Origin of the sequence: Streptomyces kronopolitis, assembly GCF_014646275.1 — a bacterium.
Classification (GTDB): Bacteria; Actinomycetota; Actinomycetes; order Streptomycetales; family Streptomycetaceae; genus Streptomyces; species Streptomyces kronopolitis.
On sequence record NZ_BMND01000009.1, the window covers coordinates 52,635 to 71,449 of the forward strand.

At 73.1% G+C, this 18,815-nt stretch carries 18 protein-coding genes; 14 read left to right on the plus strand and 4 right to left on the minus strand.

The window, feature by feature from the left end:
* Positions 1 to 73: 73 nt before the first annotated feature.
* On the plus strand, positions 74 to 580 hold the full coding sequence (locus IEY78_RS12900) for a MarR family winged helix-turn-helix transcriptional regulator (protein WP_189097825.1): 507 nt from the start codon (positions 74 to 76) through the stop codon (positions 578 to 580).
* 719 nt (positions 581 to 1,299) lie between these two features.
* Positions 1,300 to 1,713, plus strand: coding sequence for a spore wall synthesis regulator SsgD (gene ssgD / locus IEY78_RS12905; RefSeq protein WP_189097826.1), 414 nt, complete (start codon positions 1,300 to 1,302; stop codon positions 1,711 to 1,713).
* Between the two features lie 38 nt (positions 1,714 to 1,751).
* On the opposite strand, the gene IEY78_RS12910 is transcribed toward ssgD (IEY78_RS12905), so the two are convergent.
* Positions 1,752 to 2,390, minus strand: a complete 639-nt coding sequence (locus IEY78_RS12910; protein WP_189097827.1) for a TetR/AcrR family transcriptional regulator — start codon at positions 2,388 to 2,390, stop codon at positions 1,752 to 1,754.
* A gap of 146 nt (positions 2,391 to 2,536) precedes the next feature.
* Between IEY78_RS12910 and IEY78_RS12915 the strand changes: the two genes are divergently transcribed.
* The 3 genes from IEY78_RS12915 to ssgD (IEY78_RS12925) all read left to right on the plus strand — a co-directional run bounded on the left by IEY78_RS12915 (position 2,537) and on the right by ssgD (IEY78_RS12925) (position 5,323).
* Entirely contained in the window at positions 2,537 to 3,055 is a 519-nt protein-coding gene (locus tag IEY78_RS12915) for a PH domain-containing protein (protein WP_189097828.1), read from the plus strand.
* On the plus strand, positions 3,052 to 4,704 hold the full coding sequence (locus IEY78_RS12920) for a PH domain-containing protein (protein WP_189097829.1): 1,653 nt from the start codon (positions 3,052 to 3,054) through the stop codon (positions 4,702 to 4,704). Before IEY78_RS12915 ends, IEY78_RS12920 begins: the two co-directional genes overlap by 4 nt.
* 205 nt (positions 4,705 to 4,909) lie before the next feature.
* Positions 4,910 to 5,323, plus strand: a complete 414-nt coding sequence (gene ssgD, locus IEY78_RS12925; RefSeq protein WP_189097830.1) for a spore wall synthesis regulator SsgD — start codon at positions 4,910 to 4,912, stop codon at positions 5,321 to 5,323.
* 284 nt (positions 5,324 to 5,607) lie between these two features.
* Here ssgD (IEY78_RS12925) and IEY78_RS12930 read toward each other — a convergent pair whose 3' ends face one another.
* A complete protein-coding gene (locus tag IEY78_RS12930; RefSeq protein WP_189097831.1) occupies positions 5,608 to 6,378 on the minus strand; it encodes a polysaccharide deacetylase family protein in 771 nt (256 codons plus the stop codon).
* 159 nt (positions 6,379 to 6,537) lie between these two features.
* On the opposite strand from IEY78_RS12930, the gene IEY78_RS12935 reads away from it, so the two are divergent.
* The 4 genes from IEY78_RS12935 to IEY78_RS12950 all read left to right on the plus strand — a co-directional run bounded on the left by IEY78_RS12935 (position 6,538) and on the right by IEY78_RS12950 (position 10,000).
* The gene (locus IEY78_RS12935) at positions 6,538 to 7,245 is read left to right on the plus strand and encodes a response regulator (RefSeq protein ID WP_189097832.1); all 708 of its coding nucleotides are present in this window, start codon (positions 6,538 to 6,540) and stop codon (positions 7,243 to 7,245) included.
* Positions 7,246 to 7,277: 32 nt separating this feature from the next.
* The gene (locus IEY78_RS12940) at positions 7,278 to 8,819 is read left to right on the plus strand and encodes an ATP-binding protein (protein ID WP_189097833.1); all 1,542 of its coding nucleotides are present in this window, start codon (positions 7,278 to 7,280) and stop codon (positions 8,817 to 8,819) included.
* Positions 8,816 to 9,478, plus strand: coding sequence for a GerMN domain-containing protein (locus IEY78_RS12945; protein WP_189097834.1), 663 nt, complete (start codon positions 8,816 to 8,818; stop codon positions 9,476 to 9,478). The genes IEY78_RS12940 and IEY78_RS12945 overlap by 4 nt, the downstream gene beginning before the upstream one ends.
* A 120-nt stretch (positions 9,479 to 9,598) precedes the next feature.
* Complete coding sequence (locus IEY78_RS12950; protein ID WP_189097835.1) at positions 9,599 to 10,000, plus strand: DnaJ family domain-containing protein; 402 nt, start codon at positions 9,599 to 9,601, stop codon at positions 9,998 to 10,000.
* Between the two features lie 28 nt (positions 10,001 to 10,028).
* On the opposite strand, the gene IEY78_RS12955 is transcribed toward IEY78_RS12950, so the two are convergent.
* Positions 10,029 to 11,300 (minus strand): DUF5005 domain-containing protein, encoded by a 1,272-nt coding sequence (locus IEY78_RS12955; RefSeq protein ID WP_189097836.1) that lies wholly within the window; start codon positions 11,298 to 11,300, stop codon positions 10,029 to 10,031.
* Between the two features lie 221 nt (positions 11,301 to 11,521).
* Between IEY78_RS12955 and IEY78_RS12960 the strand changes: the two genes are divergently transcribed.
* The 3 genes from IEY78_RS12960 to meaB are packed head-to-tail and all read left to right on the plus strand — an operon-like array spanning position 11,522 to position 16,651.
* On the plus strand, positions 11,522 to 13,405 hold the full coding sequence (locus tag IEY78_RS12960) for a methylmalonyl-CoA mutase subunit beta (protein WP_189097837.1): 1,884 nt from the start codon (positions 11,522 to 11,524) through the stop codon (positions 13,403 to 13,405).
* On the plus strand, positions 13,405 to 15,636 hold the full coding sequence (gene scpA / locus IEY78_RS12965) for a methylmalonyl-CoA mutase (RefSeq protein WP_189097838.1): 2,232 nt from the start codon (positions 13,405 to 13,407) through the stop codon (positions 15,634 to 15,636). The genes IEY78_RS12960 and scpA overlap by 1 nt, the downstream gene beginning before the upstream one ends.
* A 10-nt stretch (positions 15,637 to 15,646) precedes the next feature.
* Positions 15,647 to 16,651 (plus strand): methylmalonyl Co-A mutase-associated GTPase MeaB, encoded by a 1,005-nt coding sequence (gene meaB, locus IEY78_RS12970; RefSeq protein ID WP_189097839.1) that lies wholly within the window; start codon positions 15,647 to 15,649, stop codon positions 16,649 to 16,651.
* Positions 16,652 to 16,731: 80 nt separating this feature from the next.
* Here meaB and IEY78_RS12975 read toward each other — a convergent pair whose 3' ends face one another.
* Complete coding sequence (locus IEY78_RS12975; RefSeq protein ID WP_189097840.1) at positions 16,732 to 17,238, minus strand: ATP-binding protein; 507 nt, start codon at positions 17,236 to 17,238, stop codon at positions 16,732 to 16,734.
* 196 nt (positions 17,239 to 17,434) lie between these two features.
* Here IEY78_RS12975 and IEY78_RS12980 point away from each other — a divergent pair, with 196 nt between their 5' ends.
* Together IEY78_RS12980 and IEY78_RS12985 are read left to right on the plus strand one after the other, a co-directional pair.
* On the plus strand, positions 17,435 to 17,677 hold the full coding sequence (locus IEY78_RS12980; protein ID WP_189097841.1) for a DUF397 domain-containing protein: 243 nt from the start codon (positions 17,435 to 17,437) through the stop codon (positions 17,675 to 17,677).
* A gap of 168 nt (positions 17,678 to 17,845) precedes the next feature.
* Positions 17,846 to 18,754: a Sco1979 family transcriptional regulator gene (locus IEY78_RS12985; RefSeq protein ID WP_189097842.1), complete on the plus strand. Its 909-nt coding sequence runs from the start codon at positions 17,846 to 17,848 to the stop codon at positions 18,752 to 18,754.
* The last annotated feature ends 61 nt before the right edge of the window (positions 18,755 to 18,815 follow it).

Here is an 18,815-nt window from a genome sequence, read left to right on the forward strand (position 1 = left end):
GCCGCCCGGCGGAGGGCGCCGGGCGGCAGGCACAATTGGGGAGGCTTACCGCCGGACCGAGAGGAGAGTGCGGGTGACCGAGGACATCGTCGCGAGGGTGCAGCGCCAGTGGCAGCAGGTGCACCCCGGGCTGGACACCGGCCCGATGGCGGTGATCGGGCGGCTCAACCGCTGCTCCGCGCTGCTCCAGCAGGCGGCCGACGCGCCGCTGCGGAAGGCCGGGCTCACCCGTCCCGAGTTCGACATCCTCGGCACCTTGCGCCGGATGGACCGCGAGCTGACCCCCGGGAGGGTGGCCCGCGAGACCTTCGCCTCCGGCGCCGCGGTGACCAAGCGCGTACGGCAGCTGGAGGAGCGGGGCCTGATCGCCCGCCGCCCCGACGGCCGGGATCGCCGGGTCGCGCATCTCTCGCTCACCGACGAGGGCCGCGAAACCGTCGACCGGCTGCTGCCCGAACAGCTGGAGTACGAGGCGGCGCTGCTCGGCGGCATCGGCGACCACCGGCAGGAGGAACTCTCCGAGGCGCTGAGCGAGTTGCTGGTGGTGCTGGAGAATCGGCTCGCCGGCCTGATGGACTGACCCCGGGCCTGCGCGGCACCGCCGCTCGGCACTGCCGCTCGGCACTGCGGGCAGCCACCCCGGAGGCGGTGGCAGCGACACCCCCGTCGATGCCGCGCCGGGAATCGGCACGCGCCGACCGGATGTCCTCGCGGGGCAGCTGAGAGGCCCCGCCCGGACGACCCACCAAGGCCTCGCCGCAGGCCTCGCCGCAGGCCTCGCCGCAGGCCTCGCCGTAGGCATCACCGCAGGCATCACCAATCCGCTGACTCAGCCGGCTCGGCGGCCGTACCAGCCCGCCACAGCTCCCATTCGCCCGGAACGGCCGGAAACGACCGTTCAGCCCATGTGCCGACACCGTTACCACTACCGCGACCACCACGCTGGCGGATCGGGGCGAGCGGGGTGCGGCGGAGGAAGAACGGGTGGACCCGGAGTAGTTCGGAGCCGGGTGAGGGAGGCAGGTTGGCACGGACGCAACACAGCCACCCCATCGCACACCACACCCCATCCGTACATTCCGGGCGTCGCGATCAGGCCACACTCCAGCCCCTAACACCCCGTCAGACCGAGCCTACGAGCCTCAATTTCCTCCGCCGGGCCCCAGCAAAGAGGGCAAATACGTACATTCGAAGGCCCGTGACACATGTCACGCAGGAATCCAATGCACTGGCGCGATATCCCGAGCGTCCTAGTGGCCAAAGCCGCAAGTGTCCGCAACGAATGCAAGGGAGCCGGCGATGTCCAGCGTCATCGACCAAGCCGTTCAGGCCCGTCTCATCGCGACTGCTCCCCGGTCGCAGGTGATTCCGGCGAACCTGCGATACGACCGCGCCGACCCGTTCGCGGTGCGCCTGGTCTTTCCGCCCGCCGCTTCGCTGGACGGCGCGGAGGTGGCCTGGACGTTCGGGCGGGAGCTGCTGGAGGAGGGGCTGCGCACGCCGGCCGGGGCGGGCGATGTGCAGATCTGGCCGTATGACGCCGATGCGGTGGTCATCGAGTTCCATGCCGCCGGCGGCATGGCGGTGGTGCAGTTCGACGCGCAGGAGCTGCGGACGTTCCTGACCCGGTCGTACGGGCTCGTCGCCAAGGGCGATGAGGCCGGCCATCTGGACGTCGAGGCCGACCTCGCCGCGCTGTTGCGCGAGGCGTAGGCCGCAACCACCCCGTCCGCCCCACCCGGCAGGGCAGGTCAGCCCCCGCCCGCCACCGGCGCACCGGCGGCGGCCCCGTTCACCTCGAAGAGCCGCGCCAGATGCCCGTCCAGCATGCGCAGCGCGGTCCGGCCGTCGTACACATCGAGCAGGACATAGGTGGACAGGCCGTCGACCATGCCGATGAGCAGCATCGCCTCGTCCTCGGTGGCGCGTTCCGGGGGGAGTTCGCCGCGCTCCGCGGCCCGCCGCAGCTGGTCGGCGAACAGGGTGCGGAGCTGGGGGATGCCGTTCTTGGCCTCGGCGCGCAGGGTCTCGTCGTACGCGGCGCGGGTGAAGTAGGCGGCGCCGACCAGCACTCCGACACGGCTCCTCTCGTCCAGCGGCAGCATGCCCGACAGGCAGGCGCGCAGCACCTCGCGGGGGGTCGGCTCCCCGGGCAGCGCCTCGATGCGCTCGCGGATCCGGTCCCCGGCGAGCCGGTTGATGTGCCGGAGGGCGAAGAGCAGCATCTCGTCCTTGGAGCGGAAGTAGTGCTGCAGCCGGCCGAGCGAGATGCCGGCCTCCGCGGCGACATCGCGCAGGCTCGCGCCCTCCAGTCCGCGGGCACTCGCGAGCCGCCACAGCGCCTCGGAGATCTCCTGACGCCTGGCTTCGTGGTCCACCTTCTTGGGCACGGATGACCTCCCACGCTCGGTCCTTCGATACGTGGCCCCCATGCAGGGAGTTCTGGCTTCGCGGAACCCTGCCCACTTTCACAAGTCGCTTGTACCGTTATAACGTATCGGAACCCAATACGCTTGACTTGGAAACCGGTGACCTCATGCCCGAACCCGCCGCCGCGCTGCTGCGACCGCCCCGCCACCGCGTCGACCCCCGGGCCCGACGCTGGTGGACGCTTCAGGCACTGGTGGCCCTCAGCGGCCCGATGCTGCTCGTCGCGCTCACCATGACGGTGCTGTCCCTCCTCTTCTTCCCCGGCGCGCTGCCCTGGCTGGGACCGTTGTTGCTGGTCGTGCTCGTGGTGCCGGCGGTGAGCTATCTCGTGGTGATGCCGCGGTGGCGGTACGCGGTGCACGCCTGGGAGCTGGGCGAGCAGGCGGTCTACGCGGCGGGCGGCTGGTTCTGGCAGAAGCGGCGGATCGCGCCGCTGAGCCGGGTGCAGACGGTGGACACGGTGCGCGGTCCGCTGCAGCGGCGGTACGGGCTGGCGACGGTGACCGTCACCACCGCCTCGACCGCGGGTGACATCAAGATCGCGGGACTGTCCCACGCGGACGCCGAAGAGCTGTCCCGGCGGATCGGCGAGGCCGCGCAGGCCGTGCCGGGTGATGCCGCATGAGCGCGCCACTGGACCCGGGGGCGCCCGGTACGAAGTCCGGCGCGGCCCCTGCCGCCTCCGACACCGGCACCCCCGACGGGGCGACGGGCGAGTGGCGGCGGCTGGATCCGCGCACGCTGCTGGTGCACTGCGGCTGGCTGGCCGCGCCGCTCGGCTCGATGGCGCTGACGGCGCTGGCCACCGGCGGCCGGATCACCGCCAAGGCCTGGTTCACCCTCGGCGCGCTCGCCATCTCCTTCGCCGTGGTGACCACGATCGGCCTGATCCGCTGGGCCCGTACGGAGTTCCGGATCACCGTGCCCCCGGGCCGTGACGGCGGGGCGGGCGACGGCGGGGGCGGCGCGCGCACCTTCGATGTCCGCAGCGGGCTGTGGACCCGGCGGCTGCGCAGTGTGCCGCTGCACCGGATCCGCACCGTCGATCTGACGGCCTCGCCGCTGCACCGGCTGCTGGGCGTCACCGTGCTGCGGGCCGGCACCGCGGGCTCCGGTTACGGCAGCAAGGACCTGTCGCTGGAAGCGCTCGCCGCCCCCGAGGCGGAGCGGCTGCGTGCGGAACTGCTCGCGTACGCCGACGCCGACGCGAGTGCGAACGACCCGGTGCTGGCGCGGATCAGCTGGCGCTGGCTGCGGTACGCACCGCTCACCTTCTGGGTCATCGGCGGGGTGTTCGTGGTGGCCGGGTCGGGTTACCGGGTGCTGGACGGCATCGGCATCGTGCCGTGGAAGCTCGGCATCGTCCGGCAGGCGTTCACCGAACTCGGTGCCGGAGCGCTCTGGTTGACGGTCCCGGCGGTACTGCTGGCCGTCATCGCTCTCGGCTCGGTCGGCGCCGTGGTGCTGTACGTCGAGAACTGGTGGAGCTACTGCCTGGAGTGGACCGACGCCCGCACGCTGCGGGTGCGCCGCGGACTGTTCACCACGCGCGCCGTGACCATCGAACGCGCCCGGCTGCGCGGGGTGTTGCTGCGCGAGCCGCTGCTGCTGCGGGCCGGCGGCGGGGCGACGGTGCGTGCGGTGGCCGGCGGTCTGGGCAACCAGGACGAGAACCGCAAGCGCAGCGGTCTGCTGCCGCCCGCGCCCCGCACGGAGGCGCTGCGGGTGGCGGGAGGCGTGCTGCGGGCGCCGTTCCCCGGTGACGGTTCACCGGCCCCGCTGACGCCGCACCCCCGGGTCGCCCTGCGCCGGCGGCGGGTGCGCGGTCTGCTGTTCGCGGTGCTGCCCGGCGCGGCCGTGCTCGCCGGTCTCGGCCTGGCGTTCACCCCCGTCCTGCTGCACTGCGCCTGGATCTACGCGGTGGTCACCACGGCGGTGGTGCTGTGGCTGGCGCGGGACGCGTACCGGAGTCTGGGGCACGGCGTCGACGGCCCGTATCTGGTCGCCCGCTCGGGCACCATCAGCCGTGACACCCTCGCCCTCCAGCGCGACGCCATCGCCGCCTGGACGTTCACGACCTCGCCCTTCACCCGCCGGGCCGGCGTCGTCACGCTCACCGCCGCGGTCGCGGCCGGTGACAACGGCTATCGCATCCCGGACCTCGCGGCCGACGAGGCGCCCGGCTTCGCCGCGGCGGCGGCCCCGGGGATCCTGGAGGAGTTCCTGGTGCGCCCGGGGACGGCTGTGCGCCTTCCGGAACAGCGGTCGTACTGAGGGGGCGGCGGGGAGCGGGCCGTCCGTCCGGGCGGCCCGCTCCCCCGCCGGATACCGTGGCGCTCGCCGCCACGCCCCACCCGGACCGCCGGTCAAGGGCGGCCCACATGAGATACCTCACACCCCTGTCGTGTGCACTAGGGGGACGGCCACACCGTCCTACTGGATGAGTCACCGGGATTCGACAGCAGTGAGGAGCAGCGCGATGCACCGCGTCATCGACCAAGCCGTTCAGGTCCGCCTCCTCGCCACCGCTCCCCGCTCCCACCCCGCGCCGGCCGTGCTGCACTACCAGCCCGCCGACCCGCTGGCGGTGCGGATGTCGTTCCCGCCGGAGATCTCGCTCGACGGCACCGCGGTGGACTGGGCGTTCGCCCGGGAGCTGCTCGACGAGGGGCTGCGGACGCCCGCCGGGCGGGGCGATGTGCGGGTGCGGCCGTCCGGCCCGGAGCGGACGGTGATGGAGTTCCATTCGGACGACGGCATCGCCATGCTCCAGTTGAAGACCTCCGATGTCCGGCGGTTCCTGGCCCGCTCCTACCGGGCGGTGCCGGCCGGCACCGAGATGGCGCACCTCGGCATGGAGCGCGACCTCGCGGAGCTGTTCGGCGCGGCGTAGGGCAGGTGAGCCCGCTGGGTGATCCCCACCGCATGCCCCTTAGCGAGTGGTTGCTGCGGAGTTCCCCGAACCGCCTCCCCCGCACGGCCGTTGCACGCCGAGGGCCGGGCACCCCCGAAGGTGCCCGGCCCGAACTCTCCGCGATCCCATTACGCCACGCCGGTCCCGTTCCGACCGCGCGCCGGCCGTCCCGTTCCGCCACGCGCCCGAGACCCGCGGGCGCCCCCATGCGCCGGGCGCCCGCGGGTTTCGCTCACTCAGCCCGCTCAGCCCGCTCAGCCCGCTCAGCGCTGCGGGAAGCCGAACCCGTAGCCCTGGCTCTTCATCCAGGGCAGCAGGCGGTCCAGGGACTCGACGGTCCGGGAGCGGTTGCCGCCGCCGTCGTGGAACAGAAGGGTCGTGTGGTGAGGTTGGTTGAGTTCGGTGCGCACCGTCGACTCGATCCTCTCGACGTTGCCGCCCTCAAAGTCCTTGCTGTCGACGTTCCAGCCCAGCGGGCGCATCCCGCGGTCCGCGGCCAGCTTCCGGCTGTAGGGGGTGAACGCACCGCCGGGGGCGCGGTAGTACTCGACCTGCGTACCGCCCGACGCCTTCTCGATCATCTTCTCGGCGTCGAGTATCTCCTTGGACTGGTAGCTCTCCGGCTTCTTGTCCATGGTGGTGTCGTGGCTGATGGTGTGGTCGCAGAGCTTGTGGCCGGCGGCCACCACCTTCTTGACCAGGTCCGGGTATTCCGCGGCCCGCGGGCCGATCATGCAGAAGACCGCCTTGACGTTGTGCTTCTTCAGCACGTCGAGCACCTTCGGCGTCCACACCGGGTCCGGGCCGTCGTCGATGGTGAGGTTCAGGCTGCGGCCGGGGCGGTCCGAGGAGTGGACTATGGAGGAGTCGACCGGAGCGCTCGCCCCCTTGGCCTTCTGGCCGGCGTCGTCCGCCTCCGCCTTGGAGCCTCCCCCGGCGTTCGAGAAGGCAAGTGCCCCCGCGACCACCACCGATACCACCGCCGCCGCGGTCACTCCGATGATGCCGCGCTGACCTCCGAAGCCCCGTGCCATCCTGATCCCGTCCCTCGTCACCGTGCTCGTGTCCGTACCGGTCGGTGGCGGACACCTCTCACGGAGGTCTCGCGCCGCCTGCACCACGAGAGATGCGCGCAAGGCCGGGGAGGCTGCTCCTGTTACGGATCCATCATGAAACTTATTGATACTGGACCCATGCCACGTGTACTTCTGATCGAGGACGACGCCGCCGTACGGGACGGGGTGTCCCTCGCACTGCGCCGGCGCGGCCACGAAGTGGCCGCCGCGGCCAGCGGCGAGGAGGGCCTCACAGCCCTGCCGGGCTTCCGTCCCGACATCGTGCTGCTGGATCTGATGCTCCCCGGCAAGGACGGCTTCGAGGTGTGCCGGCTGATCCGCGCCGAGCGGCAGCTGCCGATCATCATGCTCACCGCACGTGGCGACGACCTGGACGTGGTGCTCGGACTGGAGGCGGGCGCCGACGACTACATCGTCAAACCCGCCCGCGGCGAGGTCCTCGAAGCCCGCATCCGCGCGGTGCTGCGCCGTACCGCGCTGCCCGCCGACGGGGCGCCGGCCGCCGCCGACCCGGGCCCCTCCCCCGTCGAGGCCTACGGCGAACTGGCCATAGACCGGGCCGGTCTGGTCGTGGGCAAGGCCGGCAAGGACCTTCCGCTGGCCCCCTCGGAGATGAAGCTGCTGCTGTTCCTGTCCGCCACCCCGGGGCAGGTCTTCAGCCGCCAGCAGCTGCTGGAGCAGGTGTGGGAGCACAGCTACCACGGCGACGCGCGGCTGGTGGACGCCTGTGTGATGCGGCTGCGGACGAAGATAGAGGACACCCCGCGCAGCCCCCGTTACGTCCAGACCGTGCGCGGCTTCGGTTACCGCTTCGGTCCCCTGTGAAGCGCGCCGGCCGCCGGATACCGTCCGGCACCATGCTGCGCGGGCTGCGGGCCCGGCTCGTCGTCGGGTTTCTGGTGGTGGCCGCCCTCAGCGCGCTGACCACCGCCCTGCTGACCTACCAGGAGGCCCGTAACGCCATCCTCCAGCGCTCCCAGGACACCGCCGTCAACGACCTGCGGGCGCAGGTCAATTCGCTCGCTCCCGAGCTGCCGACCCCGCCGTCCCGGGCCGATCTGGACTTCTTCCGGGTCCAGCTGGAGCGCTCCGGCAAGTCACGGGACTGGGACATCTCGGCGCGCTACCGGGGCGTCGCGGACGGCGGCGACGGCAGCCTCCAGGGCGGCTTCACGGTACCGGCCGGCCTCAAGGACTCCGTGGAGAAGCGGCATGTGCCGGCCTTCCAGCGGGTGGACCGCGGCGGGGAGCCCTGGCTGCTGATCGGGATGCCGGTGCGGCAGTCCGACGGCCGGGCCTCCGCGCTGTCCGTCTACGCGCAGGTGCCGCTGAGCGCCGAGGAGTCCAATGTCGAGGCGCTGGTGAGCGCCGCCCAGCGGGGCGTGGTACCGGTGCTGGTGCTGACCGTGGTCCTGGCGCTGCTGGCCGCGCGCGGGGTGCTGCGGCCGGTGCGCGGGCTGCGGCAGGCCGCCGGGCGGATCGCCGAAGGCCGGCTGGACACCCGGCTGGAGGTCAAGGGCGCCGATGAACTCGCCGAGCTGTCGCGGACCTTCAACGACATGGCGGCCCGGCTGGAGGAGAGCATGGCCGAGCTGCGCCGTCTGGAGTCCAACGCCCGGCGGTTCGCGGCCGATGTCTCGCACGAGCTGCGCACCCCGCTGGCGGCGATGTCCGCGGTGACCGACGTGCTCGACGAGGACGCCGGGTCACTGGACCCCGACACCGCCTCCGCGGTCCGGCTGATCAGCCAGGAGACCGGGAAACTGGCGCGGATGGTGGAGGACTTGATGGAGGTCTCCCGCTTCGACGCGGGGGCCGCGGCCCTGCATCTGGACGAGGTCGACGTGGCCGAGACAATCCGCAAGACGCTGCAGGCCAGGGCCTGGCAGAAGCGGGTGGCCGCGGAGCTGCCGGCGGACGTCCGGGCGCGGCTCGATCCGCGGCGGCTGGACGTGGTCGTCGCCAATCTCGTCGGCAACGCCCTGCACCACGGCGGCGAACCGGTCCGGGTGGTGCTGCACGCCCCGGAGCCGGACGCGGACCGGCTGCGGATCGAGATCCTCGACAGCGGCCCGGGCATCGACCCCGAGGTCCTGCCGCATGTCTTCGACCGCTTCTACAAGGCCGACTCCGCCCGCGCCCGTTCCGAGGGCAGCGGCCTGGGACTGGCCATCGCGCAGGAGAACATCCGGCTGCACGGCGGCACCCTGCACGCCGCCAACTGCCCTGACGGCGGTGCGGTGTTCACGGTGGAGCTGCCGCTGCGCCACGAGGAGGCGGGCGAGGCCGACGAGGACGACCCCGCGCCGCCGCAGGACGCGTGCGCGGCCGCCGGGCCGCCCGCGCACGACGACCGGGACGACGCTCGTCCCGCGGCCGGGAAGGCGCACCACGTATGAACACCCCGTCCGTCCCGAACGCCCCGCGTGCGCCCCGGCCCCGGCGCCGCCTGGCGAGCGGTCTCGTCCTCGCCGGTGTCCTGACGGGTGCGCTGGCCGCCGGCCTGGCCGGCTGCGGGATCGCGCCCACCGATGTCATCGACGCCGGTGAGCCCGCCACGGGTGTGAAGTCGCCGGGCCAGCCGGAGTCCGACGTCCAGCTGTTCTTCTACGGTCCCTCCGGGCTGCGCTCCGCGACCCGCCCGGCGAAGGCGCCGGCCGACCCGAACCAGGCCATCCAGCTGCTGCTGGCCGGGCCGAACCACGCCGAGCGGATGCGCGGTCTGTCCAGCGTGCTGCCGGTTTTCCCCGGCGCGCTGAGGGCCGAGGCCCGCAACGGCGGCGTCGAGATCGAGCTGCCGATGAATGTGAAGCTGCTGGACTCCGCCTCGCTCAACCAGCTGGTGTGCACCGCGGCCAACGCCCGGGTGCCCGGGAACAAGCCGCCGGACCGGGTGCCGGTGACCCTGGCCGGCGATTCCGTGCGCATCGGCCCGATGGTGTGCGGCGGCAACAACGCCTTCCCGGTCGTCGAGCCGACCCCCTCCGTCTCCCAACCGTCCGACCCGGCCCCGAGCGGCACCGCCATGCCGGGCGGCACCGCGCAGCCGGCGAGCTGAACCCCCGCGGGCCGCCCGCCGGGCAGGGTCACCGCGCTACGGTGAAGACAGGCATCCGCCTTCCCCGCACGCCGGACGGAGCGCTCCGGCCGGCGTCCGAATCCTCGGGAGACGCTGACGATGACCGAGCGCAAACCCCCCGGCATCAGCTGGGAGAGCTGGGCGGACCGGCAGATCCGCGAGGCCGCCGAGCGCGGCGCCTTCGACGGGCTCACCGGGGCCGGCAAGCCCCTCCCCCAGCTCGACCGGCCGTACGACGAGATGTGGTGGATCAAGGAGAAGATGCACCGCGAGCACCTCTCCTTCCTGCCGCCGAGCCTCGTCCTGCGCAAGGAGGCCGAGGACGCCCGGGAGGCCGCGGCCGCGGCACCGAGCGAGGCCGCGCTGCGCCGCATCCTGACCGAGATCAACGAGCGGATCCGCGCGGCCCTGCGTGCGCCGCTCGACGGCCCCCCGCTGCGCCTCGTCCCGTTCGACATCGAGGAGGCGGCCCGCACCTGGCGCCGGGAGCACGAGGGGTGAGACCGGGGCCGCGCGGGCCCGGCCGCCGTCACGATGCGGGCGGCGCCAGCCGGACCCGCAGGAACCGCGGCCGGTACAGCTCGACCGCGCCGTTGATCCGGGGGCCGGGCGGGACGCCGGGCAGGCCGAGCCAGTTGAGGTCGTAGCTGAGCAGCAGCCCGCGGCCGCCGGTGAACTCGGGGTGCGCCTGCGGGTTGTAGACGGCGACGTGGCGCGGGTCGGCGGCGGGCGGACGCGGCGGGGCGAGACGGCCGTGCGGACCGTGCCAGGGGCCTTGCGGCGCGCCGGCCCAGTAGCTGGTGACCACCCGCAGCCCGGCCGAGCCGTCGCCGCCGGTGTCCATGGTGAACAGCACCCAGGCCGATCCGTCGCGCACCACGGTGAAGGCGCTGCCCACACCGCGCCGGCCGCCGCCCCGCAGCACCGGCACCGCCCGCCCGGCCCGCCGCCGCCAGCGGCCGCCGTCCCAGAACCGCCAGCCGCCGCGGTCCGCCAGGTGCCCGGCCGGGACCCGTGCGAGGTAGGCGCTGGAGGCCGGTGACGTCGGCGGATCGTCGCCGCCGAAGACGTACGTCCAGCCGCCGGCGGGGACCACCGCCGTGCCGTAGAGGACCCGCCGTCCCGGATCCGGGACGGCCGCCTGGTCCACGGCCGGGGTGATGGCTTCCAGGCGCAGCGCGGGGAGCGAGAGCGTGGCGACCTCGGTGCCGCGCGGCTCGCCGAAGATCCACGGCCCGCTGCCGGGGGCGCGGCGCCACAGCAGGACGCGGACGACCCGCGCGGCGCCGCCGGGCACGCGCGGCTCCACCCGCGCGCCGACCGGCCAGCGCCGGCCGCCGCCCGGCGGGTCGGGGAAGAACGGCCCGGGAGCACCCGCCCCGCCACCGGTCAGGGTGCGCTCCGCACGGCCCGAACGGGACATCACCACGGCGGAGTTGTGCCGCAGCCAGGGCGTGCCACCGGTGCCGGAGGTGCGCCAGTGGTGGGGTGCGCCGTGCGGGCCGGGCGGTGCGTGGACCCGGTCGAGGAAGGTGTCGGAGAACAGCCACAGGGTGCGGCCGTCGGGCAGGCGCACCGAGTGGGTGCCGTCGCCGCCGGTCCAGTCGTCCAGGCGGGTGTTGTCGTTGCCGTAACGGGTGAATTCCGCGGTATGCCGGACATCGGCGGACCAGGCGGCGATCCGGCGTCCGGCGCGGTCCGCGCGCGGGCCTTGGGCGCGCCCCGGCGGCACCAGTACGACCGCCGCGGTGAGCAGCAGCAGTCCGGCGGCGGCCGTGGCGCGGATCGGTGCCCGGGACATCGCGCTCCTCCTGGGGTGCGGCGCCCACCGTAGTGAACTGGGCGCCCGCGCCGGAGCAGGCGCGTCGGGTACCGGAAAAGCCGCCCGCGCACGATACCGCCGACCCCGTCCCACCTGCCCCTTCTCGCGTGAAAACAGGAAGATCCACCAGTGGTCAACGAGTGCAAGGTCACAGCCTGAGACACTGCTCCAGCTAACGGTCGTTCGCCTAGCCTGCTGCCATGACCGCCGAGTCCCCCGAACTCCCCCTGGCCGCCGCCTTCCCGGATGCCGACCGAGAGCAGTGGCAGCGCCTCGTCGAAGGTGTGCTGCGCAAATCGGGCGTCACCGAGGCGTCCGGCGCCGCCGCCGAGGACGCGCTCGCCACCGGCCTCCAGGACGGCATCCGCATCCGCCCGCTCTACACCGCCGAGGACGGTGCGGCCGTCCCGGGCCACCCGGGCTTTCCCCCCTTCGTACGGGCCGGCCGGCCCGAAGGCACCACCGTCGCCGGGTGGGACGTACGCCAGCAGCACGTCCACACCGACCCGCGGCGGGCCAACGAATCGATCCTGGCCGACCTGGAGAACGGCGTCACGTCGGTCTGGCTGACCGTCGGGGACGGCGGCGTGCCGGTCTCCGGTCTGGAGCAGGCGCTGCAGGGCGTCTATCTGGACCTGGCCGCGGTGGTCCTGGACGCGGGCGCCGATTTCGCGCCGGCCGCCGAGGAGTTGCTGCGGCTGTACACCGCCTCCGGCGCGGCGCTCGGCGAGGCGTCCGGCGCGATGGGCGCCGACCCGCTCGGCCTGCTGGCCCGCACGGGTGACGACGCCAAGCTGCGCCTCCAGCTGGAGTCCGCGGCCCGCCTCGCCGGGCGCTGCGCCGCCGAGGCGCCGGGCCTGCGGGCGCTGGCCGTCGACGCGCTGCCGTACCACGAGGCCGGCGGCTCGGCCGCCGAGGAACTGGGCACCTCGCTGGCCACCGGCGTCGCCTATCTGCGGCAGCTGACGGCGGCCGGGCTCGGCATCGACGACGCCTGCCGGCAGCTGGAGTTCCGCTACGCCGCCACCGCGGACCAGTTCCTGACCATCGCCAAGCTGCGCGCGGCCCGCCGGCTGTGGGCGCGGGTCGCCGAGGTGTGCGGGGCGTCGCCCGACGCCGCCGCGCAGCGCCAGCACGCGGTCACCTCCACGGTGATGATGACCCGTCGCGACCCCTGGGTGAACATGCTGCGCACCACGGTCGCCGGACTGTCCGCCGGGGTGGGCGGCGCGGAGGCGGTGACGGTGCTGCCGTTCGACGCCGCGCTGGGCCTGCCCGACGCGTTCGCCCGGCGGATCGCCCGGAACACCCAGTCCGTGCTGCTGGAGGAGTCGCACCTGTCGAAGGTCATCGATCCGGCGGGCGGCTCCTGGTACGTCGAGAGCCTCACCGACGAGCTGGCCCGCGCCGCCTGGGCGTGGTTCCAGGAGATCGAGGGCGCGGGCGGCCAGGCCGAGGCGCTGCGCTCCGGGATGATCGCCGGCCGGCTGGCCGACACCTGGCAGCGCCGCACCGACGACCTCGCCCGCCGGCGCGAACCGATCACCGGCGTCAGCGAGTTCCCGCATCTCGCCGAGCCGCCGGTGCACCGCGAGCCGGCGCCCGCGCCGATCGGCGGGGGGCTGCCGCGGGTGCGCCGGGACGACGCGTACGAGCGGCTGCGGTCGCGCTCCGACGCCCATCTGGCGGCGAGCGGCGCCCGCCCGAAGGTCTTCCTGGCCGCGCTGGGCCCGGTCGCGGCACACACCGCCCGGCTGTCCTTCGCCGCCAATCTGTTCCAGGCGGGCGGCATCGAGACGGTGAACGAACCCGCGCCGGTGGACGCGGAGTCGGTGGCCGGGGCGTTCGCCCGCAGCGGCGCGCGGATCGCGTGTCTGTGCGCGAGCGACGCGGTGTACGGCGAGCAGGCGGCGGTCGTGGCGGCCGCGCTGAAGTCGGCGGGAGCGGTCCGGGTGCTGCTGGCGGGCAAGCCGGGCGAGCGCCGGGAGGAATTCACCGCGGCGGGCGTGGACACCTTCGTCTTCGCCGGCTGCGACGCGGTCGAGGTCCTCTCCTCGGCCCTGGATGTCATGGAGGTGGCGTGATGGGAGACACGACGCAGCAGGCCGGCGCCATCCCGGACTTCAGCACGGTCGAGCTGGGGGACGCGGAGGCGGCGCACGCCGCGGGCGACGGCGCGCGATGGGCCGAGGCGGTCGAGCAGGCCACCGGCAAGGGCGTGGCGGATCTGACGTGGGAGACGCCGGAGGGCATCGACGTCAAGCCGCTCTACACGGAGGCGGACCTCGACGGCCTGGACTTCCTGGGGACGTACCCGGGGATCACGCCGTATCTGCGCGGCCCGTACCCGACGATGTACGTCAACCAGCCCTGGACGATCCGGCAGTACGCCGGCTTCTCCACGGCCGAGGAGTCCAACGCCTTCTACCGCCGCAACCTCGCGGCCGGCCAGAAGGGCCTGTCGGTCGCCTTCGACCTGCCCACGCACCGCGGCTACGACAGCGACCACCCGCGGGTGACCGGTGACGTCGGCATGGCGGGCGTCGCCATCGACTCGATCTACGACATGCGGCAGCTCTTCGAGGGCATCCCGCTGGACAAGATGACCGTCTCGATGACGATGAACGGCGCGGTGCTGCCCGTGCTGGCGCTCTACATCGTGGCGGCGGAGGAGCAGGGCGTACCGCCCGAGAAGCTGGCCGGGACCATCCAGAACGACATCCTCAAGGAGTTCATGGTCCGCAACACCTACATCTATCCGCCGCAGCCCTCGATGCGGATCATCTCCGACATCTTCGCGTACACCTCGCAGAAGATGCCGCGCTACAACTCCATCTCGATCTCCGGCTACCACATCCAGGAGGCGGGCGCGACGGCCGACCTGGAGCTGGCGTACACCCTCGCCGACGGGGTCGAGTACCTGCGCGCGGGCCTGGCGGCCGGGATGGACGTGGACGCCTTCGCGCCGCGGCTGTCCTTCTTCTGGGCGATCGGCATGAACTTCTTCATGGAGATCGCCAAGCTGCGCGCGGCCCGGCTGCTGTGGGCGCGCCTGGTCCAGCGCTTCGAGCCGAAGAACCCCAAGTCCCTCTCGCTGCGCACCCATTCGCAGACCTCGGGCTGGTCGCTGACCGCGCAGGACGTGTTCAACAACGTCACGCGCACCTGCGTGGAGGCGATGGCCGCCACCCAGGGCCACACCCAGTCCCTGCACACCAACGCCCTGGACGAGGCGCTGGCGCTGCCCACCGACTTCTCGGCCCGGATCGCCCGCAACACCCAGCTGTTCCTCCAGCAGGAGTCGGGCACCTGCCGGGTCATCGACCCCTGGGGCGGCAGCGCCTACATCGAGAAGCTCACCCACGATCTGGCCCGCCGCGCCTGGCAGCACATCGAGGAGGTCGAGGAGGCCGGCGGCATGGCCAAGGCCATCGACGCGGGCATCCCGAAGCTGCGCGTGGAGGAGGCCGCGGCCCGCACCCAGGCGCGGATCGACTCCGGGCGCCAGGCGCTGATCGGCGTCAACAAGTACCGGGTGGAGACCGACGAGGAGATCGAGGTCCTCAAGGTCGACAACTCCTCGGTGCGCGCCCAGCAGATCGACAAGCTCAAGCGGCTGCGCGCCGAGCGCGACGAGCAGGCCTGCCAGGAGGCGCTGCGGGCGCTGACCGCGGCGGCGGAGTCCGGCCCCGGCGAGGGGCTGGAGGGCAATCTGCTGGCGCTGGCGGTGGACGCGGCCCGCGCCATGGCGACCGTGGGTGAGATCTCGGACGCACTGGAGTCGGTCTACGGGCGCCACTCCGGCCAGATCCGTACGATCTCCGGTGTGTACCGAGACGAAGCGGGCCCCTCCTCCGGTGTCGAGCGCACCCGGTCGCTGGTGGCCGAGTTCGAGCGCGCCGAGGGCCGCCGGCCGCGCATCCTGGTGGCCAAGATGGGCCAGGACGGCCATGACCGCGGCCAGAAGGTGATCGCCACGGCCTTCGCCGACCTGGGCTTCGACGTCGATGTCGGCCCGCTGTTCCAGACCCCGGCCGAGGTGGCCCGGCAGGCCGTCGAGGCGGACGTGCACATCGTCGGGGTCTCCTCCCTGGCGGCCGGCCACCTCACCCTGGTGCCCGCGCTGCGCGAGGCGCTGGCCGCGGAGGACCGGGAGGACATCACCATCGTGGTGGGCGGGGTGATCCCGCCGCAGGACGTGCAGCCGCTGCGCGACATGGGCGCCGCCGCGGTCTTCCTGCCCGGCACGGTGATCCCCGAGGCCGCCCACGATCTGGTGCGGGACCTGGCAGCGGTCCTCGGCCACGAGCTGTGAGCGGGGGGACATGCCGGCGAGGATCGATGTCGAACGGTACGCCGAGGGTGTCCGCGCGGGTTCCCGCGCCTGGATCGCCCGGGCCGTCACCCTGGTCGAGTCCACCCGCCCCGATCACCGGGCGGCGGCCCAGCAGCTGCTGATCGAGCTGCTGCCGTACTCCGGCGCGGCCCGCAGAGTGGGCATCAGCGGGGTGCCCGGTGTCGGCAAGTCGACCTTCATCGACGCCCTCGGCACGCTGCTGACCGGCATGGGGCACCGGGTGGCGGTGCTCGCCGTGGACCCGTCCTCCAGCCGCACCGGCGGCTCCATCCTGGGCGACAAAACCAGGATGGAGCGCCTGGCCACCGACCCGGCGGCGTTCGTCCGGCCCTCCCCCACCTCCGGCACGCTGGGCGGGGTGGCGCGGGCCACCCGCGAGTCCATCGTGGTGATGGAGGCGGCGGGCTATGACGTCGTCCTGGTGGAGACGGTGGGCGTCGGCCAGTCCGAGACCGCCGTCGCGGGCATGGTCGACACCTTTCTGCTGCTGACCCTGGCCCGCACCGGCGACCAGCTCCAGGGCATCAAGAAGGGCGTACTGGAGCTGGCGGACCTGGTCTCCGTCAACAAGGCCGACGGTCCGCACGAGCGGGACGCCCGCTCCGCGGCCCGCGAACTCGCCGGTGCGCTGCGGCTGTTGCAGCCCCCGGACGCGGCCTGGACCCCGCCCGTCCTGACCTGCAGCGCCCGCGAGGGCACCGGCCTGAAGGCGCTGTGGGAGCGGGTCGAGCAGCACCGCACCCTGCTGGACTCCACCGGCGCGCTGGCCGAGCGGCGCCGCACCCAGCAGGTCGACTGGACCTGGTCGATGGTCCGCGACCGGATGATCGACCGGCTCCGGGAGCACCCCGAGGTGCGCCGCCTGGGCCCCGAGGTCGAACGGGCCGTGCGCGAGGGCGAACTGACCGCGACGCTGGCGGCCGAACGGCTGCTGACCGCGTTCGGCCTGGGAGACCCGCAGGACATCCCCTAACACCGCACCACGAAGCGGCCCCGCCCCGAGCGGCCAACGGCACACTCGGGGCGGGGCCTCGTCGTCGCAGCGCTCCCCCCTCAGCCGCGCTGCGACACGGTCGCCCAGACCGTCTTGCCCGAACGGTCCGGGGGCGTCCAGCCCCAGGCATCGCTCAGGCAGTCGACGATCTGGAGACCACGTCCTGATTCGGCAAGCGTGTCCTGCGGCCCGACGACGGGTGCGCCGGCGCCGGCGTCCGACACCGCGCACAGCACGGTCGCGCCCTGCCGGGTCAGGGCCAGCCAGGCGGGACACAGCGCGGCCAACGCCTCACCGCGCCCGCGCTTCCCCCCGGCCCCGCCGCCGTACCGCAGGGCGTTGCTGACGAGTTCGGACACGACCAGGGCCGCGTCCTCGGCGACGCCCGCGCAGAGTTTCCAGCCCTCCAGCGTCGCCCGGGTGAACCGGCGGGCCTCCGCGACGGTGCGGGCCGAACTGCTCAGTGCGCACGCCGCGAAGTCGTCCGGGGCGGGCATCCACCAGGTGTCGTCACACGCTTCATCCCGGAGGGCGTCGTGCACGGTCTCTGCCGGATGAGTGGTCATCAACATCTCCGCGAGGGGGATTTCGGGACTGGGCCGGACTGCCTCGGAGAGCTAATATCCTCGTCAGTCGTCCGTCGATGCAAGTGCATCTGCAATTACATCGGTAAGTACGGGCACCCAGGGGCACGTTCGCGCCAAGGTGAGCGAAGGCCCGGAATCGGTCGGAGGCGCGTCCTCCAGCAAGGGAGCATCTGATATGGAGCCGGTGACCAACGGCATCGAGGCAACCGCCATCGACGGCGCCGTCTGGCGCAAGAGCCGTCGCAGCAACCCCAGCGGCAACTGCGTTGAACTGGCGGTTCTTTCGGACGGAGAGGTAGCGGTGCGCAACTCCCGCTTCCCCTCGGGTCCGGCGCTGGTCTACACCCGCGACGAGATGACCGCCTTCGTCCAGGGCGCCAAGGACGGCGACTTCGACGATCTCGTCGGCCGCGACTGACGCATATGTCGGCCGAATACCCGCCCCGGCTGTACGCGGGCCGGGGCCGATGGGACACTGGGCGTTCGCCCGACCACCCAGGGGAGTCAGCATGAGCGAGCGCAGCGAGCGAACCGCCGAACGGTGCGCGCCGCGCGAGTGCGAGGCCGAGCGGAACGGGGTCGCGGCATGAGCGCCGAACAGCCGAGCAGCGATCCGTCCCTGCGCCGCTACCTCACGCACCCGCGGGGCGGCCCGACCGTCCTGCGTATCGTGCTGGGCACCCAACTGCGCCGGCTGCGCGAAGGCGCGGGCATCACCCGCGAGGCCGCGGGCGACGCCATCCGCGGTTCCCACGCGAAGATCAGCCGCCTGGAACTGGGGCGGGTGAGCTGCAAGGAACGGGATGTCGCGGATCTCCTGACGCTCTACAACGTCACGGAGGAATCGGTCCGTTCGGACTTCCTCACCCTGGCCCGCCGGACCAGCACTCCCGGCTGGTGGCATCAGTACGGCGATGTGCTGCCGGGCTGGTTCGAGACCCACATCGGCCTCGAAGAGGCCGCCTCGGTGATCCGCACCTACGAGGTCCAGTTCGTGCCGGGCCTGTTGCAGACCCCGGACTACGCCCGGGCGGTGACGCAGCTCGGTCATCCGCGGGCCTCGGCCGAGGAGATCGAGCGACGGGTGCGGCTGCGCGTGCAGCGTCAGGAGCTGCTGACCGTCCCGGACGCGCCGCGGGTGTGGGCCGTGATCGACGAGGCGTCGCTGCGCCGTCCGCTCGGCGGGCCCGAGGTGATGGAGGGCCAGCTCAGGCATCTGCTGACGATGGCCGAGCTGCCGAATGTCACGCTGCAGATCGCGCCGTTCAGCCTCGGCGGGCTGGCGGCGGCCGGCGGTCCGATCACGATCCTGCGGTTCCTGGAGCCGGATCTGCCGGACATCGTCTATCTGGAGCAGCTCACCAGCGCGCTCTATCTGGACAAGCGCGATGACGTCGACCACTACCTCGCGGTGATGGACCGGCTCAGCGCGCAGTCCGAGTCCCCGCGGGAATCCCTGGTGATACTGGAACGGCTGCTCAAGCAGGAGAGCTGACGCCCGTCCGCGGGCGGAGGAGGGGCCGGGTCCCGACGGGCGCCCCGCCCCTCTTCTGCTG